The sequence below is a fragment of the Bradyrhizobium sp. Ash2021 genome (assembly GCF_031202265.1).
Classification (GTDB): domain Bacteria; phylum Pseudomonadota; class Alphaproteobacteria; order Rhizobiales; family Xanthobacteraceae; genus Bradyrhizobium.
The window spans coordinates 8,494,807-8,520,908 of the sequence record NZ_CP100604.1 but is presented as its reverse complement, the minus strand read 5'-3'; the positions used below and the strand labels follow the sequence as shown (position 1 = coordinate 8,520,908).

The window sequence follows — 26,102 nt, the reverse complement described above, 5'->3', positions numbered from 1 at the left end:
TCATGAGCGCCTATATTGCCCGCCGTATTCTCCTGATGTTCCCAACACTGTTGGGAATTCTGTTCGTCTCCTTCATCGTCGTTCAGTTCGCGCCGGGCGGTCCGGTCGAGCGCGTGATCGCCCAGCTTTCTGGCGCCGACACCGGCGGGACGTCCCGGATTTCCGGCGGCGGCGGCGATTTCGGTGCGCGCGGCAACCCGGCCGCAGCACCCGGGAACGCTGTCAATTCGAAATATCGCGGCGCGCAGGGGCTCGACCCGGACTTCATCAAGAAACTGGAAGTCCAGTTCGGTTTTGACAAGCCGGCGCCCGAGCGTTTCGCGCTGATGGTGTGGAATTTTTCGCGGTTCGATTTCGGCAAGAGCTATTTCCGCGACGTCAGCGTGCTCCAGCTGATCAAGGAGAAGCTGCCGGTCTCGATGTCGCTCGGGATCTGGATGACGCTGCTGACCTATCTGATTTCGATCCCGCTCGGCATCCGCAAGGCGGTGATGGACGGCTCCAAGTTCGATACCTGGACCTCTGCCGTGATCATCGTCGGATTTGCGATTCCCGGGTTCCTGTTCGCGATCCTGCTGATCATCCTGTTCGCCGGCGGCTCGTTCCTCAACATTTTCCCGCTACGGGGGCTGACCTCGGACGGCTGGTCGCAATTTCCCTGGTACTGGAAAATCATCGATTATTTCTGGCACATCACACTGCCGCTGATCGCGATGGCGCTCGGCGCCTTCGCCACCATGACGCTTCTGACCAAGAACTCGTTCCTCGATGAGATCCGCAAGCAATATGTGATGACCGCGCGCGCCAAGGGCTGCAGCGAGCGGCAGGTGCTGTATAATCACATCTTCCGCAACGCGATGCTGATCGTGATCGCGGGATTTCCCGGCGCGTTCATCCATGCCTTCTTCTCCGGCTCGCTGCTGATCGAAACCATCTTTTCGCTCGACGGGCTCGGCCTGCTCGGTTTCGAGAGCGTACTCAATCGCGATTATCCGGTCGTATTCGGCACGCTGTTCATCTTTTCGCTGGTCGGCCTCGTGGTCAATCTGATCTCCGATCTCGCTTACATGTGGATCGATCCGCGGATCGATTTCGAGGCGCGTGAGGTCTGATGACGATCACCGCACCCCTGCCGGTCGAGACCACGACGCAAGCGCCGCTCGGCGAAGCCGTCCCGCCGACGCGCCACCGCTTCAGTCCGTCGCCGCTCAACCGCCGCCGCTGGCAGAATTTCAAGGCCAACCGGCGGGGTTACTGGTCGCTCTGGATCTTCCTGATCCTGTTCTTCATCTCGCTGTTTGCCGAGTTGATCGCCAACGATCGTCCCTTCCTCGTCAAATATGACGGCCATCTCTACTGGCCGGCCTTTGTCAGTTATTCGGAGACCACTTTCGGCGGCGATTTCGAGACCGCCGCCGACTATCGCGATCCCTACTTGCAGAAACAGATCGCGGCCAAGGGCGGCAGCATCGTCTGGCCGCTGATCCGCTATTCCTACGACACCCACAATCTCGACCTGCCGACGCCGGCGCCATCGAAGCCGACCTGGCTGCTGACGGAGGACCAGTGCAAGGAGGTGGTGACGAAGAAGCACCTCAACGGCTGCCGCGACCTCGAATATAACTGGCTCGGAACCGACGATCAGGGCCGCGACGTGGTCGCGCGCCTGATCTACGGCTTTCGTATCTCGGTGCTGTTCGGCCTGACGCTGACCATCATCTCCTCGATCATCGGTGTCGCCGCCGGCGGCGTGCAAGGCTATTTCGGCGGCTGGGTCGACCTCGGCTTCCAGCGTTTCATCGAAGTCTGGACCGCGATTCCCTCGCTGTATCTGCTGTTGATCATATCGGCGGTGCTGCCGCCGGGTTTCTTCGTCCTGCTCGGCATTCTCCTGTTGTTCTCATGGGTGTCGCTGGTCGGTCTGGTGCGGGCCGAATTCCTGCGCGGGCGCAATTTCGAATACATCCAGGCGGCGCGGGCGCTCGGTGTCTCCAACCCCGTGATCATGTTCCGCCATCTGTTGCCGAACGCGATGGTGGCGACCATGACGTTCCTCCCCTTCATCGTGTCGTCGTCGGTGATGACGCTGACGGCGCTGGACTTCCTCGGCTTCGGTCTGCCGCCCGGTTCGCCCTCGCTTGGTGAATTGCTGTCGCAGGCCAAGGCCAACGTGCAGGCGCCCTGGCTCGGCTTCACCGGCTTCTTCTCGGTCGCGATCATGCTGTCGCTTTTGATTTTCATCGGCGAAGGCGCGCGCGACGCCTTCGATCCGCGCAAGACGTTCCGGTAACATCATGGACGCCATCAACCAGCCTCTGCTCGATATCCGCGACCTCTCGGTGGCGTTCGGCGCCTCGGTCGCGGTCGATCATGTCTCCTTCTCGATCAGGCGCGGCGAGTGCGTGGCGCTGGTCGGCGAGTCCGGTTCCGGAAAGTCGGTCAGTGCGCTGTCGATCCTGAGGCTGTTGCCGTATCCGATCGCGTCGCATCCCTCCGGCAGCATCCGGTTCAAGGGGCGCGATCTGCTGGGATCGTCCGAACGCGAGATGCGCGAGATTCGCGGCAACGACGTCTCGATCATCTTCCAGGAGCCGATGACCTCGCTCAATCCGCTCCATACGATCGAGTCCCAGATCGGCGAGATACTCTCACTCCACAATCCGGTCAGCGCGGCGATGGCGCGGGCGCGGACGCTCGAACTGCTGACGCAAGTCGGCATTCCCGATCCGCAAACCCGGCTGCAAAGCTATCCGCACCAATTGTCCGGCGGCCAGCGCCAGCGCGTCATGATCGCGATGGCGCTCGCCAACGAGCCGGATCTCCTGATCGCGGACGAGCCGACCACCGCGCTCGACGTCACCGTGCAGGCGCAGATCCTGGCGCTGCTGGCCGAGATCCGCACCCGGCTCGGCATGAGCTTGCTTTTCATCACCCACGATCTCGGCATCGTGCGCCGCATCGCCGACGTCGTCTGCGTGATGAAGAATGGCAAGATCGTCGAGCAGGGCCCGGTCGAGCAGGTTTTCACCGCGCCGAAACATCCCTATACGCGCGACCTGCTGGCGGCGGAGCCGAAGCCCGATCCGGCGCCGCCGCGGCCGGACCAGCCGGTCGTGATGTCCGCGGACAATCTAAAAGTCTGGTTTCCGGTCAGGCGCGGCCTGCTGCGCAAGACCGTCGGACATATCAAGGCGGTCGATGGCGTCAGCCTTGCGGTGCGCAAGGGCGAGACGCTCGGCGTGGTCGGCGAATCCGGATCCGGCAAAACCACGCTCGGCCTTGCCCTGCTGCGGCTGATCTCCTCGAACGGCCCGATCGTGTTTCTCGGCAAAAACATCCAGGGGCTGCGCTTCAGGGACATGCTGCCGTTCCGCCGCGACATGCAGATCGTGTTCCAGGATCCGTTCGGCGCGCTGAGCCCGCGCATGTCGGTCGGCGACATCGTCGCCGAAGGCCTGAGCGTGCATCAGCGCGCGCTGTCCTACGAAGAGCGCGAGACGCGCGTCATCAAGGCGCTGAACGACGTCGGTCTCGATCCGGCGACGCGTTTTCGCTATCCGCATGAATTTTCCGGCGGTCAGCGCCAGCGCATCTCAATTGCGCGCGCGGTGGTGCTGGAGCCGAATTTTGTCGTGCTCGATGAGCCGACCAGCGCGCTCGACATGCTGTTCCAGGCCCAGATGGTCGATTTGCTGCGCGAGCTGCAGCGCAAGCGCGATCTGACTTACATGTTCATCTCGCACGATTTGCGCGTGGTGGCCTCCTTGGCCAGCCATCTGATCGTGATGCGGCTTGGAAAGGTAGTCGAGGAAGGCCCGGCCGCCGAACTGTTCAAGAATCCGAAGAGTGATTACACCCGCGCGCTGTTTGCCGCCGCGTTCCGGATGGAAGCCGATCCCGATGCGGCGGTTGGAGTTTAACAGCGAGCCTGTGGATACCGGAAGCGCAACAGGCTCGGTCGCACGTCTCCCTCCCAACTCGGGTTTACCCGAGTTGGGCACTTAAAATGATCGAAGTCGGATACATCCGACTTCGATTGGGAGAGGTGAAGCGAAAACCTCGGCACTTCATCCCATCCGCTTGATCGCCATCACCTCGCTGCCCGCGGCCTTGATGCGCGCGATCGCATCGCGGGTGTTTTCGACCGCGGTCGCCATGTGATGCGCGTTGGCGTGGACGATGGTTGAGGCGTCGCGCGCAATCGCGACATGGTCGTTCCAGAAGATCAGGTCGCCGCGCTGCAGCTGTTTCGCTTCTGCCGGGCCCAGTTCCCGGCCAAGCCCGTCCTGCTGCATGTCGCTGTCGCGCGGACAGCCGATGCCGGCGGCATTCAGTGAAATCTGCACCAGGCCGGAACAGTCAACGCCAAGACTGCTCTTGCCGCCCCACAGATAGGGCGTGCCAATGAACCGCTCGGCAACGGCCACGAAATCATCTTCCATCGTCTCAACGCCGCCGATATGCCGGTGCGGCAGATACCAGCCTTCGCGGGTCACGGCGAACGCGCCGTGGTTCCGCGCGACCGTCACGCTTGCTCCCATCGACAGCGTCTCGACCGGCGGCAGTTTGATCGAAGCGGCGGGAAACGCAAAGGTCCGCAACGCCGTGACCTTGTGCGTCGGTGCGGCGCCAGGTTTTGTCAGCGCGGCATCAGGCAGCCAGCCGACATAGCCGTCGCTGTTGAGTTGGCCCCAGGCAAAACCGTCTCCGTTGCGGTCATAGATCGTGACGCGCTCGCCCTTCAGCGCCTGAGTCAGCAGCATGGCATCCGGGGCCGGCGCCTCGCGCAGTGGCGCAAGGCCATCGGCAATTTCGAATTCCTCGCCGGCAACGAAGCGTGCGGCCTTGACCTTGCCTTCGAGATATTTCGCGGCGAGATCGGGCCGCGCCGGGGTCAGCCGCGGATCATCCATAGCGTTCGCTCAGGAGTTTATAGATCGCGCGCGCCGCCTGGCATTCGCCACCCTCGGGTCGCGCCGGTTTGGCCGATGGCGTCCAGCCGTAGATATCGACATGCAGCCAGCGCGTGGCCTCGGTGACGAAACGCTGGAGGAACAGCGCGCAAATGATCGAGCCGGCTAAGCCGCCGGGCGGCGCGTTGTTGATGTCGGCGGTCTTCGAATCCAGCCAGGAATCGTAAGGCGGCCACAGCGGCATTCGCCACAGCGGATCGTTCTCCCCTTTGGCGCAGCGCGCGACGTCCCCGGCCAGCCTCTCATCATTGGTGTAAAAGGGGGGTAAATCCGGCCCCAGCGCCACCCGCGCAGCACCGGTCAGGGTTCCCAGATCGACCAAGAGATCGGGCTTCTCCTCGCAGGCCAGCGCCAGCGCATCCGCCAGCACCAGCCGGCCTTCGGCGTCGGTATTGCCGATCTCCACTGTGACCCCCTTGCGCGACTTGAAGATGTCGAGCGGGCGGAAGGCGTTGCCGGCGACCGCGTTCTCGACCGCCGGGATCAGCACCCTGAGCCGCAGCTTCAGCTTCGCGTCCATCACCATCTGCGCCAGCGCCAGCACATTGGCGGCGCCGCCCATGTCCTTCTTCATGATCAGCATGCCGCTCGATGGCTTGAGATCGAGCCCGCCGGTATCGAAACACACGCCCTTGCCGACCAGCGTCACCTTGGGGTGCGCAGGGTCGCCCCAGCTGAAATCGATCAGGCGCGGCGCGCGCGGCGAGGCCATGCCGACCGCGTGAATCAGCGGAAAGTTCTGCCGCACCAGCTCGTCGCCGGTGATGCAATTGAAGCTGGCGCCGAAGCGCGCCGCGAGCGTCTGCGCGGCCTGCGCCAGTTCCTCGGGTCCCATATCGTTGGACGGCGTGTTAATGAGATCGCGGGCGAGCGCCGTGGCGTCCGCCATCCGCTGGATGTCGGCGGCATCGATACCCTCGGACGGCACCAGCCTGACGTCGGGCGCGTCTGCCTTGCGATAGCGCCCGAAGCGGTAGCTGCCCAGCGCGAAAGCGAGCGTGGCCAGCCGGAGGTCGTGTGGCGCATTGGCAAAACGATAGAGGCCCGGCGGCAGCAGGCCCGGCAACGCGCCGGGCCGGAACAGGTCGCGGGATGCGGCGCTCCCGTCCTCGAGGCCGAACAGCACCTGCGCGATCCGGCCATCGGCCGCCGGCAGCGCCAGGTATTTTCCGGGCTTTGCCGCAAACCCGTTGGCGAGCGCGAATTGCCGCCCCTCGGCGGCAAGCTCGCCGCTGACCGCCTCCCAGGTCGCCTTGGTAACGAAGACAATGGGGATGGCTGAAGCGGCAGGCGCGGTCTCGAACACGGAGGGCATGCGTTTCTCGGTCGTTGCAGGGGGACGTCGGGAACCGATTAACCAGCCATTAGGGTTAACAGTCTATTGCTAGCGCGTTCGGCTGATCCTTTTCGCCCGATATCGTGAGTTAAAGTGCCATGCGTCGACAGTCCAGCCATACAGGGCATCTTGCCCGCTATCTCGCCTCCGCGGCGTTGACCGCGCTATTGGCCGCGGGCCTTGGCGGCTGCCAGACTATGTCCGACGTGACGGGGGCGATCACCTCCAGGGGTGACGCCAAATCTGACTTCAAGCCGGAAGCGGTGCCCGACGATCCGCGCCGCGCGGTCGAGGCGTATGGCGATCGCTATCGCGCCAACCCTAAGGATGCCGACGCCGCCCTTGCCTATGGCCAGGCGCTCCGCGCCACCGGGCAGCGCGCCCAGGCCGCGGCGGTGCTCGAACAGGCCACCATCGCCCATCCCGGCAACAAGGCGCTGCTCGCCGGCTACGGCCGTGCGCTCGCCGACAACGGCAATTCGCAGGCCGCCTTCGACGTGCTCAGCCGCGCCCATTCGCCCGACAACCCCGACTGGCGCATCCTTTCGGTGCAGGGCACCGCGCTCGACAAGCTCGGCAAGCACGAGGAGGCACGCCGCTATTACGCGAGCGCGCTGCGGATCGTGCCGGACGAACCGTCGGTGCTGTCCAATCTCGGCCTTTCCTACATGCTGACCAGGGATCTGCCGAAGGCGGAGGAAACGCTGCGCCGCGCCTATGCCAACGCCCGGGCCGACGCGCGGGTGCGGCAAAATCTGGCGCTGGTGGTCGGCCTGCAGGGCCGCTTCGCCGAGGCGGAGACCATCGTGAAGGCCGATCTGCCGGCGGACGAGGCGGCGGCGAATGTCGGCTATCTCAAGGAAATGCTGAACCGCAAGGACAATCCGCGCACCGGTGCCCGAACGGTGCCGGTCGCCGCGCTCAGCCAGCCCGACTGATCAGGAAGGCGTCATCACCTGCCACCGGGTCGCGCGAATGCGCGCCCGATGACAGGCTCCCGCGGTTGATCCAGTACGCCGCGGCCGTTCGGTAGATCATCAAATGTCGCTGGAATAGTGGATCGTCCGGTCCCGGCTTCGCCAACCGCCTTCGTCCGAAGGCGGACTTCGGCCGGTCAAGAGGCTTCGCTGAAGCTTTCCCGTGCAGGCGCGCCGAAGCGCGTTAATGGATCGCCATGACCTTGATGTAGCTCGGCCCGAGAATGACGATAAACAGGCATGGCAGGAAGAACAGGATCATCGGCACCGTGAGCTTCGGCGGCAGCGCCGCGGCCTTCTTCTCGGCTTCGCTCATGCGCATGTCGCGATTTTCCTGCGCCATCACGCGCAGGCTCTGTCCGAGCGGCGTGCCGTATCGTTCCGACTGCTGCAAGGCCAGACAGACCGACTTGACGCCGTCGAGGCCGGTGCGCTTCGCCAAATTCTCGTAAGCCACCTTGCGGTCCTGCAGATAGGACAGTTCGGCGGTGGTCAGCGCGAATTCCTCCGACAGCGCCACCGATTGCGTAACAATCTCGGTGGCGACCTTGCGGAAGGCGACTTCGACCGACATGCCGGACTCGATGCAGATCAGCAGCAGGTCGAGCGCATCGGGAAAGGCGCGCTTGATGGAGAGCTGGCGCTTGGCGATCGCGTTTTTCAGGAACAGCATCGGCGCCTGCAGTCCGAGATAGGCCGCGCCGATGCAAATGCCGATCTTGACCGGCAGCGTTTTTTCCATATGCGTGATCACGAAGACGTACAGGATCGCGCCGAGAAACAGGACGATCGGCGCCACCGCGCGAGCGAACAGGAACGTGATGTAAGGCGCCTGGCCGCGATAGCCCGCCATCGTCAGCTTGTCGCGCGCGGCTTCCTGCGCCAGCCATTTGGACAGGTTGAAGTCTTCCACCACCTTGGAGACGATCTGCTTCGGCGTCTGGCGCAGCGATACCTTTTCCGTCTTGGCGAGACGCTCACGCTCGCGCTGCCTGATCCGTTCGCGCTCGGAGGCTACGGCCTTCATGCGCTTGGCGAGGCCTTCGCCCGCGAACAGCGGCATCACCAGCGTGTAGGCGGTCGCGCCCGCGGCAATGGCGGCGAGCAGCATGGTCATGAACCTGGCGTCATGAAGTTTTGTGACGAGAAAATCAATCATATTGCACCATCAGAAATCGAAGTTGATCATTTTCTTCATCACCAGGATGCCGCAGGCCATCCAGAGCAGGCAGGCCACCAGCATCAATTGTCCGGTCGAGTGGGTCCACAACAGCGCGATGTAGTCGGGGGTCGTGATCCAGACCAGCAGCATCACGATCGGCGGCAGCGAGCCGATGATGCCCGCGGAGGCCTTGGCTTCCATCGACATCGCCTGAATCTTTTCTCGCATCTTCTTGCGGTCGCGCAGCACCTTGGACAGATTGCCGAGAGCCTCGGACAGGTTGCCGCCCGACTTCTGCTGGATCGCGATCACGATGCCGAAGAAATTGGCCTCCGGCAGCGGCATTCGCTCGAACAGGCGGGCGCAGGCCTCGCCAAGCGGCATGCCGATGGTCTGGGTTTCGATGATGGCCAGGAACTCGCCCTTCAGCGGCTCCGGCGCGTCGGCAGCGACCACCTTGATGGATTCAAACAGCGGCAGTCCGGCCTTGATGCCGCGAACGATCACGTCCACGGCGTCGGGCAGCGCTTTGAGAAAGGCCGTTTCCCGGCGCTTCTTCAGAAAGTTCAAAATCCAGCGCGGCAGGCCGAAGCCGGCGGCGAAAGCCATGCCGGCGGAACCGAGCGGGCCGCCCCCGGCGATGAAGGTGAGCATGAAGGCGACGGCCGCAAGAACACCGGAGATGATCCAGAATTTCTGGGTCGACCAGCTCAGCCCGGCCTGGGTGATGCGGGTGCTCAGCGCGACCTTCTTGTCCTTTTGGCGGCGCGCATCGAGTTCCTTCAGCGTGCCTTCGACCTGCTCGCGGCGAGAACGCTGATTCTTGTCGGCTTGGCGCGCCGCGGGTTCGGGTCGCGCGACCGATGAACGGCGCGCCTCGGCCTTTTTCTCTCCCGAGAGCGACGGGTAGAGAAAGACCCATGCCACGCCGCCGATGGCGGTGGCGGCCAGGAAAGCCAGTGCGAGCGTTTGGGTGTTCATCGCCTGCTTCCTCAACTCTTTCCGACAACTTCGGCGGCATCGAGCGCGGCCGCGAGCCGCTTCTCTTCGCCGTAATATCGCGCGCGGTCCCAAAACCGCGGGCGTCCGATTCCGGTCGAACGGTGCTGGCCGATGATCTTGCCGTTCGCGTCCTCGCCGACCAGGTCGTACACGAACAGGTCCTGGGTGATGATGGTGTCGCCTTCCATGCCCATCACTTCGGTGATGTGGGTGATGCGCCGCGAGCCGTCGCGCAGCCGCGCGGCCTGCACGACGACGTCGATCGAGGCGCAGATCATCTCGCGAATGGTGCGCGACGGCAGCGAAAATCCGCCCATCGTGATCATCGATTCGCAGCGCGACAGGGCTTCGCGCGGATTGTTGGCATGCAAGGTCCCCATCGAGCCGTCGTGGCCGGTGTTCATGGCCTGCAGCAGGTCGAATGCTTCGGGTCCGCGGACTTCGCCGACGATGATGCGTTCAGGCCGCATACGCAGGCAGTTGCGGACCAGTTCGCGCATGGTGACCTGGCCTTCTCCCTCGATGTTGGGCGGACGGGTTTCCAGCCGCACCACATGCGGCTGCTGCAACTGGAGCTCGGCGGCGTCTTCGCAGGTAATGATGCGCTCGTCATTCTCGATGAACTGGGTCAGGCAGTTCAGGAGCGTGGTCTTGCCGGAGCCGGTGCCGCCGGAGATCAGCACGTTGCAGCGGACGCGGCCGATGATCTGCAGAATTTCGGCGCCTTCCGGCGAGATGGCGCCGAACTTGACCAGCTGATCGAGCGTCAGCTTGTCCTTCTTGAATTTGCGGATGGTGAGCGCGGGGCCGTCGATAGCCAGCGGCGGCACGATGGCGTTGACGCGGCTGCCGTCGGCGAGACGGGCGTCGCAGATCGGCGAGGACTCGTCGACGCGGCGGCCGACCTGGCTGACGATGCGCTGGCAGATATTGAGAAGCTGCTGATTGTCGCGGAAGCGGATGCCGGTCTTCTGGATCTTGCCGGCGACTTCGATGAATACCGTGCCGGCGCCGTTGACCATGATGTCCGCGATATCGTCGCGCGACAATAGCGGCTCCAGCGGGCCGTATCCGAGCACGTCGTTGCAGATGTCGTCGAGCAGCTCTTCCTGCTCGGCGATCGACATCACGATGTTCTTGATCGCGATGATCTCGTTGACGATGTCGCGAATTTCCTCGCGTGCCGACTCGCCGTCGAGCTTGGCGAGCTGGGCAAGGTCGATCGCCTCGATCAGGGCGCCGAAGATGGTCGCCTTGACCTGGTAATAATTGTCGGACCGCCGGTTATCCATGGCGGGCGGAGGCGCCTTGGCGGGCGCGAGCGGCGGCGACGCGACGGCCGGCGCGGGTGCTTCGCGCGCAACGACGGGCGCGACGGAAGGGGCTTCCGGCGTCTGAATGGCGGGCCTGAGTGCCCGCGTGTCGCTTTCATTTCCGCTACGCTTACCAAACACGACGATACTCCAGGCGGGCGCGCTACTTGGCCCGCAACTTGTCGATCAGGGGCGACAGAAACGACATCCCCCGAGGCTTCTTGGTCTCGCCGCGGCCGGTCAGCCGCTGCGCAATCTGCAGGAACATTTCGGTGGTGCGATGCGTGGCGGAGATTTCCGCGATCATCTGGCCATTATTCGCCGCCGAGCCGAACATCTGCGGTTCGAACGGGATAGACGCGATCGGCTGGCTCTCGATCGCCTTCGCGAACTCGCTGGCGTTGATCTCGGGGCGTTTCGGCACGCCGACCTGATTGAGACAATACAGCGGCGCGCGATCGTTCGGCCGCGAGGCCTTCAGGAGATCGAAGATGTTCTTGGTATTGCGCAAATTGGCGAGATCGGGCGCGGCGACGATCAGAATGTCGTCGGCGGCGATCAGGGCGCGCTTGGTCCATCCCGACCATTGATGGGGAATATCGAGCACGATGCAGGGCATCGTGGTGCGGAGCGTATCGAAGATCGAGTCGAAGGCGTCGGCGCCGAAATCATAGACCCGATCGAGCGTCGCCGGTGCGGCCAGCAGGCTGAGGTGGTCGGTGCATTTCGACAGCAGGCGATCGATGAACGCGGTATCGATCCGGTCGGGCGAGAAGACCGCGTCGGCGATGCCCTGCGGCGGGTCCTGATTGTAGTCGAGGCCGGCGGTGCCGAACGCGAGGTCGAGATCGGCGACCACGGAATCCAGCGCGAGGTCGCGCGCGATCGCCCAGGCGACGTTATGCGCGAGCGTCGATGCGCCGACGCCGCCCTTGGCGCCGACGACGGCGATGATGCGGCCGACGGCCTTGGCCTCCGGCGCCGAGAACAGGTTGCAGACCGAACGCACGATGTCGATGGTGCTGACCGGCGCGATCACGTAGTCGCTGACGCCGCGGCGCACCAGCTCGCGATAAAGCGCGACATCGTTGAGGCGGCCGATCACGATTACGCGGGTTCCGGAGTCGCATACGGTCGCGAGCTGGTCGAGGCCGCTAAGGATGTCGCTGCGGCCTTCCGTCTCCAGAATGATCACGTTCGGCGTCGGCGCCGAGCGATAAGCCTCCACCGCGGCGGCCATGCCGCCCATCTGGATCTTGAGATGCGCCTTGCCGAGGCGGCGGTCTTCACCGGCCGATTGCACGGCGCCCGCCGTCTCCACGGTTTCGCAAAATGCCTGCACCGACACGCGCGGTGCGGGCGCGATGTGGTCTTCGGCGGACGGCGGCGTGCCGTCCGGCTGCTGTTCTGGGTTCTGGCGCGCGTAGCTGATCATTTGCCTGTATCGCTGAGTTTGGCCTTCTCGGCCTCTGGATAGATCGTCGTGGTCGTTACACCCTTGCGATATTTCTCGAAGGCTTCGGCACGCCGGGCGGTATAGGCCGGCGTCTCGTCACGCGGCTGCACGAGGTCCGACGGGTTGTCGACCATCGCCGCCAGATTGCGCTGGTTGGCGCAGCCGAAATTGTAGTACGACTTGTTTTCGAAGTAGTTCTTGTTGTTGATCGACGGTCCGAGGTCCTCGGGCCACAGGCCGCAGGGACCGGCCACCGCCGAGATTTTGGGATAATTCAGCCGGATCGCCGCCATGTGGCGCGGATCTTCCGGATGATACTGGCGAACGGTGACCGCGCGCGGCGGTACGCCGGCGGCGGCGAACGTCGCCTGGATCTCCCGGAGTGACTCGGTCGCCGCCCTCGCGTTCGGCGTATCGACGGGTATATCGATGCTGATGGCGCCGGTGCCTTCGCGAAGCCAGCTCTTCGCCATCCCCATCACGTCGGCGCGCTGGGTAGCGGAAAGCCCGCCGCGGGCCTGACCGACGAAAACGATGATCGAGCGGTTAGCTTCCTGGATGGCGATCGGATGACGCTGGCGATAATCGGGGGAGTAGCTCACCGCCGCCAGATCCTCATCGGTGTGCTTGCAGGCTCCCAGCACCACCGCAAGACCGATCAGCGCGCCGGCGACGCGCAGCGCGCGGCCGCGGTCGGCGGGTATTCTGGATGTCATCTGTCGTGTCATCGTCCCGCCTCAGTCCGTGATAAAGCCGTAGGTGCCGCGATAATTCCGTGCCGGCTCGACGCGGCCCGGAACGCCGTAGATGCGATTGATGCTGCCCAGGAGATCGGCCTGCGGATCCGAGGCATTCGCAAAGCCGTCATCCGGGCGCGACAACTCCTTCTGGGCAACCGCCCGAACCACATAGGGCGTCACGATGACCATCAGCTCGGTCTGGCTGTTGACGAAGTCGCGGCTGCGGAACAGCGTGCCTAGAACCGGCAATTGCGCCAGACCCGGCAAGCCGTTGATGGCCTGTTTGGTCTGTTCCTGGATCAGGCCCGCCATGGCCATCGAGCCGCCCGAGGGAATTTCCAGCGTGGTTTCCGCGCGACGGGTCTTGATCGAGGGAATCGTCGTTCCATTGACACCGCCGGTCAAAGAGTTTTCGGTCGAGACTTCCGACACTTCGGTCATGACCCGCAGGCTGATCCGTCCCTCGGTCAGCACCACCGGCGTGAAGTTGAGCGAGATGCCGAATTTCTTGAAAGCAACCGTCTGCACGCATTGTCCGATAGCGCCCGCCGTCGTGGTTTGGCAGGTTACGCCGGTCGGAATTGGAAATTCGCCGCCCGAAATAAATGTCGCGGATTCGCCGGAGATCGCAGTCAGATTGGGTTCGGCGAGTGTCCGCACCACGCCCGCGCTTTCCATCGCGCGCAACGTCGCCTGGACCGTCGGCGTGGCGCCGAACGACGTGGTAAGGTTGTTGCCGGCGACAAGCGGCGCATTGCTTGCGGTGAACGGGTTGGCATTGTTGAATTTCACGACCGCGGTGCCGTAATTCAGGCTGGCGTTGAGGTCGATGCCCAACTGCTTGATGATCGAGCGCTGGACCTCGGCGACCGTGACCTTCAGCATCACCTGGTCGCGGCCGCGGACCGCGATCGAATTGACGACCTTGTCCGCGCCGCCGACGAGGTGTGCGGCGAGATCGCCGGCCTGCTGCGCCTCGATCGGGGTTGCCGCCATGCCGGTCAGCACCACGCTGTCGCCGACGCCGTCGATCTGGATTTCCGAGTTCGGCAGCGTCGCTTTCAGCATGGCGCGCACGCCGTTGAGGTCGCGCTTGACGGCAATGTCATAGGCTGCGATCTGCTGGCCCGCGGAATCGAAGAATACGATGTTGGTCTGGCCCACCGCGGCGCCGATGATATAGGCGCGCTGGGCGGAGCGGACCACGGCGTTGGCGATCTTCGGATCGGCGACCAGTACATCCTTGATGTCGCGCGGCAGGTCGATCACGATGGATTTGCCGATTCCGAGCGAGATAAAGCGTGCGTTCATCTGTCCGTCGGCGGCGACGGGCGCGGGGGCGCGGTAGTCGCTCGCCACCACCGGCGTCAAAGCCGGATTGAGCGTGAGTGCGGCGATGGCCGAAAACGACAGGGCGCGGACCATAAACGCCCGCAGCATCGGCTGATTCCCCCTGCACTTCATAACGCGCGTCCTTTCGGTCACTTCTGCATCGTCAGCGGGCTCACCACGCCGTACCGGACGACGTTGATGCTTTCGCCGCGTTTTGTTGGCTGGATCGCTTGAGTCTGGCCGAGCCCGATGTCGGATTTCGCGACAAGGACGTCCACCGTCTGCAACTGCGCAGTCGGCTCCGCCGGCGCGGCCGGCTTGTTGTCGGACCCGCTGGCAGGATATGCGGCAATGCCGCCAGCGCCGATGGCGATGGTCAGGACGACAATGCGTGCGGTATTCATACGCTTCACTTTCCACAAAACGCCGCGACGCTTCCGCCGCCGTGATGGGAGTTGACCAGTTATTCGTCAAAGCATGGTTAATGAGGCGTATCTAAATCGCCTTAACGGGAAGTTACCCGCCGCTTGTCAGCGCATCGCGAAGTGGGACAGGTCGACCGTCTTGATCCACTCGGTTTCCGGATAGACCATCAGCGCGCCGATCGCGAGCGCGATGCCATAGGGGATTCCGCTCTGCTTGTCGTGGAGCCTGAGCAGCCAGGCCTGACCCGTCAGCGGGTAGGGCAGGGGCCATTGCCGGAACTGCAGCAGCAACAGCGTGAGCGCGCCGCCGAACAGCGACGCGTAGACCAGGAACTCGAGGAGATGGTCGAAACCGAACCAGAGCGCGACCGCCGCCGCCACCTTGGCGTCGCCGCCGCCCATCCAGCCCATCGCGAAACAGGCAAAGGCCACGGCCAGGACGGTCGCACCGGCTCCGAGGTGCAAAAGCATGGCCTGCAGGCCCATGCCGCCCAGCGGCGCAAGGACCAGGAAGCCCACCGCCAGCGCCAGCGACACCCGGTTCGAAATCGTCATGGTGAAGAGGTCGCTCGCCGCCGCGAACGCCATCAGGGCCGGAAACAGCAGAAGGCGCGCGATATCGAGGATCATGGATTTACACAGCCGTGCTGCTAACGCGGGGTCCGGGCATCGCCGGAGCCTATCTCGCAGTGGTGAACAATCAGAAAACGGCCAGGAAAGCCGCCAAGAAAGCCGCCAGGAAAACCGTCAGGGAAACGACCATGTCGGGGGTCGGCTTGAAACGACAAAGGCCCCGGATCGCCGGGGCCTTTGAAGCAATTTCGCAACGACGCTTATTTCAGCGAGGTCGAGATGGTCGTGAAGGTGCCGGTCAGCTTGGTGCCGACGCCCTGAACCGCGGTGATGATCGCGATGGCGATACCGGCGGCAATCAGGCCGTACTCGATGGCGGTCGCGCCCGATTCATCCTTCATGAAACGCGAAACGAGATTCTTCATTGATAAACTCCATGTGTACACGTGGCTGGTCGAACTAACGTTTGGTCTCGCCGGCGTTCTCAGCACCGTGACCATGGACTGACCCTACGGTGCGACAATTTCAGCGCAGTTAATTCGATCGTGGAAAAACGGCGGGAACCGGCTCTTCTTCAGCAGAGTAAACGTGGAATTAAGCCATTCGGTAAAACGCAATATTGCGCGGAGCTCTTTATATAAGGGGCGCGCGAGCGGGTTGGCCGGTCCCGATTCACGGCTCCTTAAGCGCGAAGGGATACCCGTAAAGGCCTCAGATCAAACGAGGCGGCCATGTCCAATCTGCCCCTGGAAGTTGTCGAAATGGTCGGCCAGACGATGGCCAAGGTGGCGCCGGTCACGATCGGGCTGGCCCTCGTCTTCACCGTGCTATCGCATTTCTGGGCCTGCAATCCCGGCGCGCCATGGTGGCGCAAGCGCGAGCTCGTGACCGACATCTGCTACTGGTTCTTCGTGCCGGTATTTGCCCGCGTGTTCCGGATCGGCCTGCTGGTGCTCGGCGCCAGCGTCCTGTTCAATATCAACGACGCCGACGGGCTGATCGCGTTCTACGACAATGGACACGGTCCGCTGTCGCAGCTTCCGCTCTGGGTCCAGGCGGTGCTGTTCCTCGTCGCATCGGACTTCATGCTCTATTGGCTGCATCGCATGTTCCACGGCGGCGGCTTCTGGAAATATCACGCGATCCATCATTCTTCCGAAGACCTCGAATGGATTTCCGCGGCGCGATTCCATCCGGTCAACCTGTTCATCGGAACGATCCTGGTCGATGTCATTCTGCTGATGGCGGGGATCTCGCCGAACATCATGCTGTGGGTCGGGCCGTTCACGACGTTTCATTCGGCCTTTGTCCACGCCAATCTGAACTGGACGCTCGGCCCGTTCAAATATGTCCTGGCCACGCCGGTATTCCACCGCTGGCACCACACGTCGCTGGAAGAGGGCGGCAATACCAACTTCGCCGGGACGTTTCCGGTCTGGGACATCCTGTTCGGCACCTTCCGGATGCCGGAGAACGTGCTGCCCCAGGACTACGGCGTGGCCGACGAAGAGGCCGTGCCCGCCGCGATCGGCGGACAATTGGCCTACCCGTTCCGCCACTAAAGCGTTTTCGAGCTAAGTGGACGCCGGTTCGCGTGATGAAAACGCCTCAAGACAAAAGCTGGAGCCCGGTTCTGATGCAAAGCACCGATCTGGCTCTAGCGCATAGGCTCAGAGGTTCGCTTGATGAGCGCTAACGTCGAAACGATCCAGCCGGCGCGAACCTCCATTCTCGGCCAGGTTCCGGCCTGGTGCTGGTTCGGGATCTGGGCGTACGGCATCCTGTTGATCAACGGCAGCATACTGCTCAACGATTCCGATACCTACTGGCAGATCATCACCGGCAAATGGATCCTCGACCATAACGCGTTGCCGCGCGTCGATATCCATTCCTTCACCAGGGCAGGCGAGCCCTGGATTTCATCGTCCTGGCTGGCGCAGGTTCTGTATGCCGAGGCTTATGAGCTTGCCGGCTGGGCCGGACCTGTCATTCTCGCTACGCTATCCATCGCAACGACGTTCGCCCTCCTCACGTTCCTGCTCGGCCGCCGCATTCCCTTGACCTACGCGGTTCTGACGGCGTTTTGCGGCTTTCGTCCTTTCGATGGGCCACTTCTTGGCGCGTCCCCATGTGCTGGCGCTGCCGGTGATGCTTGCCTGGGTCGGCGGGCTCCTGTCGGCAAGCGAACGGCGCGAGGCTCCTTCTTTCTGGTTACTGCCATTGCTGGCGCTTTGGGTGAACCTTCACGGCGGATTCGTCTTCGGCCTGGCGCTGGTGGCACCATTCGCGATCGATGCGTTGTGGAACGCGGATCGTTCGCAACGAAGGCCGCTGGCGCTACGCTGGACCGTTTTCGGGCTAGGCGCGCTGGCCGCATGTTGTGCGACGCCTTACGGATGGGAATCGATCCTCGCGGCGCGCAAGATTCTCGACCTCGGCGAGATGTTGCATGTCATTTACGAATGGATGCCGGCGAATTTCAGCAGCTTCGGCCTGTTCGAGGCATGCTTGATCGTGTTGATCGGCGGCGCGCTTTTCGGCGGCGTCAAGCTTTCGCCGCCACGAATTCTTCTGGTGCTGGGCTTGCTTCACATGGCCCTGTCGCATGTCCGGAACATCGAGATATTCGCACTGCTGATACCGCTGGTCGTGCTCACGCCGGTGGCATCGCAGTTCGGCCTTCATGGCGCCCAACTGGTCAAGACCTTTCCGGCGGCCGTGGCCGCAACGCTGGTCGCGATTCTCGGCGTCTCGACATGGGCCTACGCTGCCAATACCAGGTTTTTGCCGGTGGCCAGCCAGTCGCCCGCGGCGGCGGTGGATGTGCTGATGGCTCGAAACCCCAAGCATGTCCTCAATGATCTTCCATTCGGGGGATATTTGATCTCGCGGGGGGTGCCGGTATTCGTCGATGGCCGCGCCGAATTGTATGGCGAACAATTCGAGATGGCGTATTTTCGCGCGCTGAACCTCAGAGACGTCAATGTGTTTCTCGATCTGCTCAAAACTTACGACATCGATGCAGTGCTGCTGACGCCGACTACCCCGGCGGTAACGCTGCTCGATAATCTTGACGGCTGGCAGCGCGCCTACGCCGACGAAAACGCCGTGCTGCATCTTCGCAAGGCCAAATGACAGTCCCCGCCGATCTCGGCGCGCGCTTTCCGAATTCGAAGTCTGCGAATGGGGCTTGCCCGCTGGCGGGCAGGCCGGGATTCTGGTAGGTCGGGCCCAATCTGGGATGCCCGGGCGCAAGCGGGTCATGCGGCGAGAGGTCTGATCACCAGAGGCGGATATGTCACTGCCCGTGGAAGTCGTCGAGATGCTCGGCCAGACGCTTGCCAAGGTGGTGCCGGTCACGATCGTGCTGGCAACCTTGTTCTCGGTGCTGAGCCATTTCTGGGCCTGCAATCCCGGCAAGCCGTGGTGGCGCAAGCGCGAGCTGGCCACCGATCTTTGCTATTGGTTCCTGGTGCCGCTGTTCGCGCGCGTGTTCCGGATCGGGCTGCTGGTGGTTCTGGCCGCCGCGGTCTTCGGCATTCAGGACGCCGACGATCTGATCGCGTTCTACGACAACGGCCATGGGCCGCTGTCGACCCTGCCGCTGTGGCTGCAGGCGGTGCTGTTGCTGTGCCTGGCCGATTTCATGATGTACTGGCTGCACCGCATGTTCCACGGCGGCGGCTTCTGGAAGTACCACGCCATCCATCATTCGTCCGAGGATGTCGACTGGATTTCGGCGGCGCGCTTTCACCCGGTAAACCTGCTGCTGGGGACCATCGGGGTCGACGTCATCCTGCTGATGGCGGGCATTTCGCCCAACGTGATGCTCTGGCTCGGTCCCTTCAATATTTTCCATTCCGCGTTCGTCCACGCCAACCTGAACTGGACGCTCGGTCCGTTCAAATATGTGGTCGCGACCCCGGTGTTCCACCGCTGGCACCACACCACGCAGGACGAGGGCCGCAACACCAATTTCGCCGGCACCTTCCCGGTCCTGGACATCCTGTTCGGGACCTTCCGGATGCCGGAAAGCCGGCTGCCCGACCATTACGGTGTCGATGATCAGTCGACTTTTCCGACCGAAATTACCGGCCAACTTGCCTATCCGTTCCGGAAATAGACTGGGAACCCGAGCCGTCTTGCGGCACGGTTTGTTAACGCGACTTCGATGCGCTCCCTTAACGTTGCTTTGACCTATATCTGACTAGACTCGCTTCAGCGCCGGAAGCGTCGCTGCGTCATGTAAGAGTAAAAGCGTATGAATACTGCACGCATTGCCGTTCTGGCTATAGCCATCGGCGCTGGCGGCATTGCCGCATATCTTGCCAGCGGATCCGACAAGTCGGCCACCCCGGTCGAGCCGGTTGCGCAGTTGCAGACGGTGGACGTCCTTGTCGCAAAATCCGACATCGGCCTCGGCCAGACGGTGAAGCCAGAGGATATGCAATGGCAGACCTGGCCGTCCGCGACCGCCAGCAACAGCTTCATTCGCCGCACCGATAAACCCGACGGAACGACCCAGTTCGCCGGCTCGATCGCGCGCGCGCCATTCATCGCCGGCGAGCCGATTCGGGAACAGAAGCTGGTAAAGGCCGACGGAAGCGGCTTCATGGCCGCCATCCTGCCCACCGGGATGCGCGCGATCTCGACTGAAATTTCGCCGGAAACCGGCGCCGGCGGCTTTATCCTGCCGAACGACCGGGTCGACGTCATTCTTTCCAAGCGCGTCAAGAGCCAGGAGCCCGGTGCGCCGGACGTCGCCGTTTCCGAAATCATCCTGAACAACATCCGCGTTCTCGCGATCGATCAGGCGCCGAAGGAGAAAGACGGCACCAATGCGCTCGTCGGCAAGACCGTCACCCTCGAGCTGAAGCCGGAGCAGTCGGAGGCGCTTGCCCGCGCGCGCCAGAGCGGATCGCTATCGCTGGCGCTGCTCAGCATCGCAGACGGAAAAGCAACCACCGTTGCCACCGTCGATAACACGCTGATCACGGTCTTTCGCGGAACCACCAGTACGGACGTGCTTAGCTGCGCTCCTCTTTGCGTCCGGCGGTAGCGCGCCGACTTTCCCGCCAGCCTGGCTCCTTGCCCTGACGTTGAGCGGAGACGGCTCACTGCCGGGCCTGTCTCGTTCGTGCCAATCGATCCGGGTTCGAGCAGCGCCTGCCCCAAATGGTTAACATTCGCCCAACGGAACGGGCCGCTCTGTTCCGATCGCGCGCAACACTTCCACAATCAGTTTCAGGTAATTCTTGCGGCAATTGCTCTCGCATCCCGGGGTTTCTTCGATGCCGCATCCGCTGACCTTCGTCGCAGCATTGCGCCGGTTCCGCCGCAACCGCCGCGGTTCGGCCGCGGTCGAATTCGCGATGATCGCGCCGATGTTCATTGCGCTGCTGTTCGCGATCCTCGAGAGCGCCATGGTGTTCTTCGCCAGTCAGGTGCTCGAGACCGCGACGCAGGATTCCGCGCGCATGATCATGACCGGTCAGGAGCAGAACGCCGGCAAGACCCAGACGGATTTCAAGGCCGCTGTTTGCTCGAAGATCCCTGCGCTGTTCGATTGCGTGAACGGGATTACCGTCGACGTGCGGAACTTTCCCCAGTTCGCCACCGTCTCCTTGCCTTCCCCGATCGACGCCAACGGCAACTACGTGCCGCCCAGCAATTACAGCCCCGGCGGTCCCGGCGATATCGTCGTGGTGCGGGCATTCTATCAGTGGCCGATATTCGTCACCGGGCTCGGCTTCAACCTCGCAGACGTGAGCGGCAGCAAGAAGGTCCTGACGGCGACCGCCGCGTTCCAGAACGAGCCCTACTAGAGCAAGGCTGTGAAACCGATGACCTCAATCTGGCTTCGCCTACGGCGCTCGGCAGGCGATTTCCGCAGGGATCGCCGCGGTGTTGCCGCGCTCGAATTCGCCATCATCGCGCCGGTGATGCTGGTGATGTTCCTTGGCACGGTCGAGTTTTCGTCCGGCATCGCGGTGAACCGCAAGGTAACGCTGATAGCCAGAACGCTGGCCGATCTGACGTCCCAGGCGGCGGTGCAGGCGGTGACCGATCCCTATCTGCAAAACATCTTCACCGCCAGCATAGTGATTGTGAAGCCGTATGCGCAGACACCCGTGAAGGCGCAGATTTCGGAGATCTATGTCGACTCCAACCAGAAGGCGACAGTTCAATGGAGCAAGGGGGCGACCCTCGCGAGCGGCGCCCTACAGGCGACGCTGACGGCGTCGAGCCGCAACACGAACGATATCGTGACAAGTCTGGTGCCGCCGGCGCTTCTGGTCAAGCAGACCTATTTGATCCTCAGCGAGGTGAGCTATCTCTATACGCCCGCGAACAGCGGCACCATCGGTTACGTGATGTCCAAGACCGGCGTGAATTTGAGCGATGTCGCCTATACGAGAACGCGCCAGTTCGCCTGCGTGACGTACAACAACGTTCCCGTCGTCACTGGCACCTCCACCTGTCCGACGCCCTGACGCCGGTCGTCCGCAATTTCGCAAAATGAAAAAGGCCGCGCGATCAGCACGGCCTTTCCTGTTTGTTGGAATTTCCGGTCCGTGCTCTCGCGAACCGTACCGGATGAAATTCGCTTATCCGGCGGCGCGCAGATTGTCGGCCGAAGATTTGCCAGAGCGACGATCCGCCACGATTTCGTAGGAGATCTTCTGGCCTTCACGCAGCGTCCCGAGGCCGGCACGCTCGACAGCGCTGATGTGCACGAACACGTCATTGCCGCCGTCATCCGGCTGGATGAAGCCATAGCCCTTGGTTGCGTTAAACCACTTCACGGTTCCCATGCTCACGGGGGTAGTCCCTTCTCAGATATACAAGTCGAAACCCACTTTGCAGTGGGCTGGTGAGATCGAATTTTTGGAAGGGTCGTCAGCGTCTAAACCGGCTGTACCGGTGGATAGCTAATGTCGTCCGGCCGAAAATCGATGGGCGATATTATGCGATGGCAAGGTCCAAAACAATCCTGACGTGCACGATTTTTTGATTCGACGGAATTTCGCGCACGACATGGCCGTGTCGTGCGCGATTTCGCGGCAGGGGGAAAGCCCCTACCGGCGGCGGAACTGGCCGCCGCGCGGCGGTGCCCCGCGCGGGGCTCCGGTCGATGGGCGCTCATCCTTGTGACGGAAGATCAGCCGGCCCTTCTCCAGGTCATACGGCGACATCTCGATCGTGACCCGATCGCCTGCCAGCGTCTTGATCCGGTTCTTCTTCATCTTGCCGGCGGTGTAGGCAACGATCTCGTGCCCGGCATCGAGCTGCACGCGGTAGCGTGCGTCGGGGAGGATTTCGGTCACCAGTCCTTCGAACTGGATCAGCTCTTCTTTAGCCATGGTTGTCTCCAGATCGATCTAGGCTAGCGCTGCGGTCGATGGGTGCGATTGGGTTGGGTATTCGGGCGGCTTTCGCGATGCAAGAAGGCGACGCCTTGAATGCTTTCGCTCTTTCCGCCCTGCGCGGGACGCGGCGACTCGTGCCGGGGTGCCTGCGGCGCGGCATTATTACCACCTCCGCGGCCGTGACGGCGAGGGCCTTTTGATCCCGGCGCCGATTCATGGGAGCGGGGCTCATGGGACCGGGGCTCCTGGGAACGGGAGTCTTTGGAACGGGAGTCATGGGAACGCGAGTCCTGGCCCCTGACATTGTGAGCACGCGGCGCGGACCGTCCGCCCCGGTGTTGCCGGGGTGCGGCGGCCGGCGCGGCATCGCGGCTGCCCGGCGTGCGGCGGTCTTCCCGCGGTAGCGCGATACGGATCAGCTTTTCGATGTCGCGCAGATAGCCCATTTCCTCGGCACCTGCGATCAGCGAGATGGCGACGCCTTCGGCGCCGGCGCGCGCGGTGCGGCCGATGCGGTGGACATAGGTTTCCGGCACGTTCGGCAGATCGAAATTCACCACATGGCTGATGCCGTCGACGTCGATGCCGCGGGCGGCGATGTCGGTTGCGACGAGGGTGCGGATCTCGCCGGTGCGGAACGCCGCCAGCACGCGCTCGCGGTGGTTCTGCGACTTGTTGCCGTGGATGGCGTTGGCGCGGATGCCGGCTCGTTCGAGGCCCTTCACCACCTTGTCCGCGCCGTGCTTGGTGCGGGTGAAGATCAGGGCGCGATTGACCGGTTCCTGCTTTAAGAGCTGCGCCAGGATGGCCGGCTTGGCCGAGAAATCGACCTGGAGGATGCGCTGGGTGATGCGCTCCACCGTCGAGGCCACCGGCGTCACCGCGACCCGGGCCGGATCGCGCAACATCGCTTCGGCGAGTTCGGCGATATCCTTGGGCATGGTGGCCGAGAAGAACAGCGTCTGCCGCTTGGTCGGCAGTTTGCCGACGATCTTCCGGATGTCGTTGATGAAGCCCATGTCGAGCATGCGGTCGGCTTCGTCGAGCACCAGGAACTCTACCTGGCCGAGCTTGAGCCCGTTGCTTTGCACGAGGTCGAGCAAGCGGCCGGGGGTCGCCACCATGACTTCGACGCCCTGCATCACCGAGCGGACCTGGCGGCCCATCGGCACGCCGCCGATCGCCAGCGCCGAGGTGAGGCGGATATGGCGGCCGTAGGCATTGAAGCTGTCGAGGATCTGGCTCGACAATTCGCGGGTGGGCGAGAGCACCAGCACCCGGCAGGCCTTGGGCTGCGGCTTGATACGGTTCTCTAGGATGCGGTGCAGGATCGGCAGCGCAAAGGCTGCGGTCTTGCCGGTGCCGGTCTGGGCGATGCCGACCACGTCACGGCCGGTCAATGCGATGGGGATGGTTTGTGCCTGGATCGGCGTGGGCGTGAGATAATTTTCTTCCTTGAGTGCACGCGAAATTGGATCGGCGAGGCCGAAATCCTGAAAGGAGGTCAAAAGAGGGGTTCTTTCCATTACAAAAGGCAGGCGCCCGGCGGTTTGAGCCAGGAGCGCGCGAGGGGGTGTCAGAGACACCCGCGTGCTTGGGGCGTCGGTTTTGGTTAGCTGAAGGGGCAAGCCAGAAACCGTTGGACGGGCTCAGAACACGCGGCTCGCAAGGACCTGATGATTCTCTAGGTCACGGTGCTCATATGGAACATGAACACGGCGCTTTCAAGGTAAATCGGGAAATCAAGGCTTTACCGGTTAATTGAGCCCGAACTGCGCCCCTTGGGCGTCCAACGGATCGCGGCTTGGTGCCCTGCAGCGCAAAAATTCTATGCCGGAAAATTAGCCAAACTGCCTAGTTTGCTTACAAAATAGACAGATTGCCTTTTGCGCATACATTTTTTTAGCTCAATAATTGGGCAATTTCCCCTAACTAAACCGTCGAAGAAGCAAGATTCCATAACGGTTATAATGGCTTAGATGTGCCTCACGCCGTGGCATGGTTCTTGCGATTCCGTTAACGCAGGCGGCCGTTGGGGCCGTTTCGCAGCGTTTCACGCCTGCGTCAGGGAGATGACATTTCATGCTTACACAACTTACTCACGATATAGCGGCGCTGAGCCGCCGCGGCTTGCTCGCCGCGTCCGCCGGGCTGGTTTTGGGCCTGGCCGCGTTCGGCCCCGCGAAGGCGGCTGACGACACCATCAAGGTCGGCGTGCTGCACTCGCTCTCCGGCACCATGGCCATCAGCGAAACCACGCTGAAGGACACCATCCTCTTCCTGATCGACGAGCAGAACAAGAAGGGCGGCCTACTCGGCAAGAAGCTCGAGGCCGTCGTGGTCGATCCCGCATCGAACTGGCCGCTGTTCGCGGAAAAAGCCCGTGAGCTGATCACCAAGGACAAGGTCGCCGTCGTATTCGGCTGCTGGACCTCGGTGTCGCGCAAATCCGTGCTCCCGGTGTTCAAGGAACTGAACAACATCCTATTCTACCCGGTGCAGTACGAGGGTGAAGAGAGCGAGCGCAACGTGTTCTACACGGGTGCGGCGCCGAACCAGCAGGCGATCCCCGCGGTCGACTATCTGATGAAGGACGAAAAGGTGAAGCGCTGGGTGCTGGCCGGCACCGACTACGTCTATCCGCGCACCACCAACAAGATCCTCGAAGCCTACTTGAAGTCGAAGGGCGTCAAGCAGGAAGACATCATGATCAACTACACGCCGTTTGGTCATAGCGACTGGCAGACGATCGTGGCCGACATCAAGAAGTTCGGCTCGGCTGGCAAGAAGACCGCGGTGGTCTCCACCATCAACGGCGACGCCAACGTTCCCTTCTACAAGGAACTCGGCAACCAGGGCATCAAGGCCACCGACATTCCGGTGGTCGCGTTCTCGGTCGGTGAAGAAGAGCTCGCCGGCATCGACACCAAGCCGCTGCTCGGCCATCTCGCCGCCTGGAACTACTTCGAATCGATCAAGACCCCGGCGAACGAGAAGTTCATCAAGGACTGGCAGGCCTACACCAAGAACCCGAAGCGCACCACCAACGATCCGATGGAAGCGCACGTCATCGGCTTCAACATGTGGGTCAAGGCGGTCGAGAAGGTGAAGTCGACCGACGCCGACAAGGTGATCGACGCACTGCCCGGTACCGAAGCGCCGAACCTGACCGGCGGCGTCTCCAAGATGCTCCCCAACCACCACATCACCAAGCCGGTGTTCATTGGCGAAATCAAAGCCAACGGCCAGTTCGACGTGGTGTGGAAGACCCCGGGCCTGGTGGCCGGCGATGCATGGTCGAAGGAGCTCGAAGGCTCCAAGGACCTGATCGGCGACTGGGTTGGCAAGAAGTGCGGCAACTACAATACAAAGACCAACAAGTGCGGCGGTCAGGGTACCTGATATCATAAGTTCGAGAGAACGAAGGAGGCGGTGATTTTGCC

The 26,102-nt window shown here is 62.7% G+C and carries 25 protein-coding genes and 1 pseudogene; 11 read left to right on the top strand and 15 right to left on the bottom strand.

The genetic code is table 11. From position 1 onward, the window contains the following. The first annotated feature begins 2 nt into the window (after positions 1-2). From NL528_RS41055 to NL528_RS41045, 3 genes are read left to right on the top strand one after another with little or no spacing between them, the layout of a single operon-like run. On the top strand, positions 3-1,112 hold the full coding sequence (locus NL528_RS41055) for a microcin C ABC transporter permease YejB (RefSeq protein WP_309180018.1): 1,110 nt from the start codon (positions 3-5) through the stop codon (positions 1,110-1,112). Then, positions 1,112-2,290, top strand: coding sequence for an ABC transporter permease (locus NL528_RS41050; RefSeq protein WP_074273053.1), 1,179 nt, complete (start codon positions 1,112-1,114; stop codon positions 2,288-2,290). The genes NL528_RS41055 and NL528_RS41050 overlap by 1 nt, the downstream gene beginning before the upstream one ends. Before the next feature lie 4 nt (positions 2,291-2,294). Next, a complete protein-coding gene (locus NL528_RS41045) occupies positions 2,295-3,920 on the top strand; it encodes an ABC transporter ATP-binding protein (protein ID WP_309180017.1) in 1,626 nt (541 codons plus the stop codon). A gap of 147 nt (positions 3,921-4,067) precedes the next feature. On the opposite strand, the gene NL528_RS41040 is transcribed toward NL528_RS41045, so the two are convergent. Both NL528_RS41040 and NL528_RS41035 read right to left on the bottom strand, forming a co-directional pair. Beyond that, positions 4,068-4,913 carry an NlpC/P60 family protein gene (locus NL528_RS41040; RefSeq protein WP_309180015.1) on the bottom strand — a complete coding sequence of 282 codons (846 nt, stop codon included), beginning with the start codon at positions 4,911-4,913 and terminating at the stop codon, positions 4,068-4,070. Continuing rightward, the gene (locus tag NL528_RS41035; RefSeq protein WP_309180014.1) at positions 4,906-6,288 is read right to left on the bottom strand and encodes a leucyl aminopeptidase family protein; all 1,383 of its coding nucleotides are present in this window, start codon (positions 6,286-6,288) and stop codon (positions 4,906-4,908) included. The genes NL528_RS41040 and NL528_RS41035 overlap by 8 nt, the downstream gene beginning before the upstream one ends. A 119-nt stretch (positions 6,289-6,407) precedes the next feature. Here NL528_RS41035 and NL528_RS41030 point away from each other — a divergent pair, with 119 nt between their 5' ends. Then, positions 6,408-7,247, top strand: coding sequence for a tetratricopeptide repeat protein (locus NL528_RS41030; RefSeq protein ID WP_309180012.1), 840 nt, complete (start codon positions 6,408-6,410; stop codon positions 7,245-7,247). Positions 7,248-7,470: 223 nt separating this feature from the next. Here the strand turns inward: NL528_RS41030 and NL528_RS41025 are convergent, their stop codons facing one another. The 9 genes and pseudogenes from NL528_RS41025 to NL528_RS40985 all read right to left on the bottom strand — a co-directional run bounded on the left by NL528_RS41025 (position 7,471) and on the right by NL528_RS40985 (position 15,714). Further along, positions 7,471-8,445 (bottom strand): type II secretion system F family protein, encoded by a 975-nt coding sequence (locus NL528_RS41025; protein ID WP_309180011.1) that lies wholly within the window; start codon positions 8,443-8,445, stop codon positions 7,471-7,473. Between the two features lie 9 nt (positions 8,446-8,454). Further along, positions 8,455-9,429 carry a type II secretion system F family protein gene (locus NL528_RS41020; RefSeq protein ID WP_309180009.1) on the bottom strand — a complete coding sequence of 325 codons (975 nt, stop codon included), beginning with the start codon at positions 9,427-9,429 and terminating at the stop codon, positions 8,455-8,457. Positions 9,430-9,440: 11 nt separating this feature from the next. Beyond that, positions 9,441-10,904, bottom strand: a complete 1,464-nt coding sequence (locus NL528_RS41015) for a CpaF family protein (protein ID WP_309180008.1) — start codon at positions 10,902-10,904, stop codon at positions 9,441-9,443. A gap of 22 nt (positions 10,905-10,926) precedes the next feature. After that, entirely contained in the window at positions 10,927-12,198 is a 1,272-nt protein-coding gene (locus NL528_RS41010; RefSeq protein WP_309180007.1) for an AAA family ATPase, read from the bottom strand. Then, positions 12,195-12,935 (bottom strand): CpaD family pilus assembly protein, encoded by a 741-nt coding sequence (locus tag NL528_RS41005; RefSeq protein WP_309180006.1) that lies wholly within the window; start codon positions 12,933-12,935, stop codon positions 12,195-12,197. The genes NL528_RS41010 and NL528_RS41005 overlap by 4 nt, the downstream gene beginning before the upstream one ends. Positions 12,936-12,956: 21 nt before the next feature. Continuing rightward, a complete protein-coding gene (locus NL528_RS41000; RefSeq protein WP_309180005.1) occupies positions 12,957-14,423 on the bottom strand; it encodes a type II and III secretion system protein family protein in 1,467 nt (488 codons plus the stop codon). A 101-nt stretch (positions 14,424-14,524) separates the two neighbouring features. Then, positions 14,525-14,695 (bottom strand): annotated as a pseudogene (locus tag NL528_RS40995) (Flp pilus assembly protein CpaB); the annotation flags it as partial. A 126-nt stretch (positions 14,696-14,821) separates the two neighbouring features. Next, positions 14,822-15,346, bottom strand: coding sequence for a prepilin peptidase (locus NL528_RS40990; protein WP_309180003.1), 525 nt, complete (start codon positions 15,344-15,346; stop codon positions 14,822-14,824). A 203-nt stretch (positions 15,347-15,549) separates the two neighbouring features. After that, the gene (locus tag NL528_RS40985; RefSeq protein WP_074273066.1) at positions 15,550-15,714 is read right to left on the bottom strand and encodes a Flp family type IVb pilin; all 165 of its coding nucleotides are present in this window, start codon (positions 15,712-15,714) and stop codon (positions 15,550-15,552) included. 306 nt (positions 15,715-16,020) lie between these two features. Between NL528_RS40985 and NL528_RS40980 the strand changes: the two genes are divergently transcribed. Further along, complete coding sequence (locus NL528_RS40980) at positions 16,021-16,851, top strand: sterol desaturase family protein (protein ID WP_309180002.1); 831 nt, start codon at positions 16,021-16,023, stop codon at positions 16,849-16,851. A gap of 108 nt (positions 16,852-16,959) precedes the next feature. Here NL528_RS40980 and NL528_RS40975 read toward each other — a convergent pair whose 3' ends face one another. Next, the gene (locus NL528_RS40975; protein ID WP_309180001.1) at positions 16,960-17,178 is read right to left on the bottom strand and encodes a hypothetical protein; all 219 of its coding nucleotides are present in this window, start codon (positions 17,176-17,178) and stop codon (positions 16,960-16,962) included. 226 nt (positions 17,179-17,404) lie between these two features. On the opposite strand from NL528_RS40975, the gene NL528_RS40970 reads away from it, so the two are divergent. The 5 genes from NL528_RS40970 (at position 17,405) to NL528_RS40950 (ending at position 21,783) form a co-directional block, all read left to right on the top strand. After that, positions 17,405-18,424 (top strand): hypothetical protein, encoded by a 1,020-nt coding sequence (locus NL528_RS40970; RefSeq protein WP_309180000.1) that lies wholly within the window; start codon positions 17,405-17,407, stop codon positions 18,422-18,424. A gap of 160 nt (positions 18,425-18,584) precedes the next feature. After that, positions 18,585-19,412, top strand: coding sequence for a sterol desaturase family protein (locus tag NL528_RS40965; protein WP_309179999.1), 828 nt, complete (start codon positions 18,585-18,587; stop codon positions 19,410-19,412). 138 nt (positions 19,413-19,550) lie between these two features. After that, on the top strand, positions 19,551-20,348 hold the full coding sequence (gene cpaB / locus NL528_RS40960; protein ID WP_309179998.1) for a Flp pilus assembly protein CpaB: 798 nt from the start codon (positions 19,551-19,553) through the stop codon (positions 20,346-20,348). A 232-nt stretch (positions 20,349-20,580) separates the two neighbouring features. Then, on the top strand, positions 20,581-21,114 hold the full coding sequence (locus NL528_RS40955; RefSeq protein WP_309179997.1) for a pilus assembly protein: 534 nt from the start codon (positions 20,581-20,583) through the stop codon (positions 21,112-21,114). Between the two features lie 18 nt (positions 21,115-21,132). Next, positions 21,133-21,783, top strand: coding sequence for a pilus assembly protein (locus NL528_RS40950; RefSeq protein WP_309179995.1), 651 nt, complete (start codon positions 21,133-21,135; stop codon positions 21,781-21,783). 114 nt (positions 21,784-21,897) lie between these two features. Here NL528_RS40950 and NL528_RS40945 read toward each other — a convergent pair whose 3' ends face one another. The 3 genes from NL528_RS40945 to NL528_RS40935 form a co-directional block, all read right to left on the bottom strand. Beyond that, positions 21,898-22,110 carry a cold-shock protein gene (locus NL528_RS40945; protein WP_002714433.1) on the bottom strand — a complete coding sequence of 71 codons (213 nt, stop codon included), beginning with the start codon at positions 22,108-22,110 and terminating at the stop codon, positions 21,898-21,900. A 258-nt stretch (positions 22,111-22,368) separates the two neighbouring features. Then, positions 22,369-22,653, bottom strand: a complete 285-nt coding sequence (gene infA / locus NL528_RS40940) for a translation initiation factor IF-1 (protein WP_025588295.1) — start codon at positions 22,651-22,653, stop codon at positions 22,369-22,371. Positions 22,654-22,676: 23 nt separating this feature from the next. Next, the gene (locus NL528_RS40935; RefSeq protein WP_309179994.1) at positions 22,677-24,185 is read right to left on the bottom strand and encodes a DEAD/DEAH box helicase; all 1,509 of its coding nucleotides are present in this window, start codon (positions 24,183-24,185) and stop codon (positions 22,677-22,679) included. Between the two features lie 556 nt (positions 24,186-24,741). On the opposite strand from NL528_RS40935, the gene urtA reads away from it, so the two are divergent. Beyond that, the gene (gene urtA / locus NL528_RS40930; protein ID WP_309179993.1) at positions 24,742-26,061 is read left to right on the top strand and encodes an urea ABC transporter substrate-binding protein; all 1,320 of its coding nucleotides are present in this window, start codon (positions 24,742-24,744) and stop codon (positions 26,059-26,061) included. Positions 26,062-26,102: the final 41 nt, after the last annotated feature.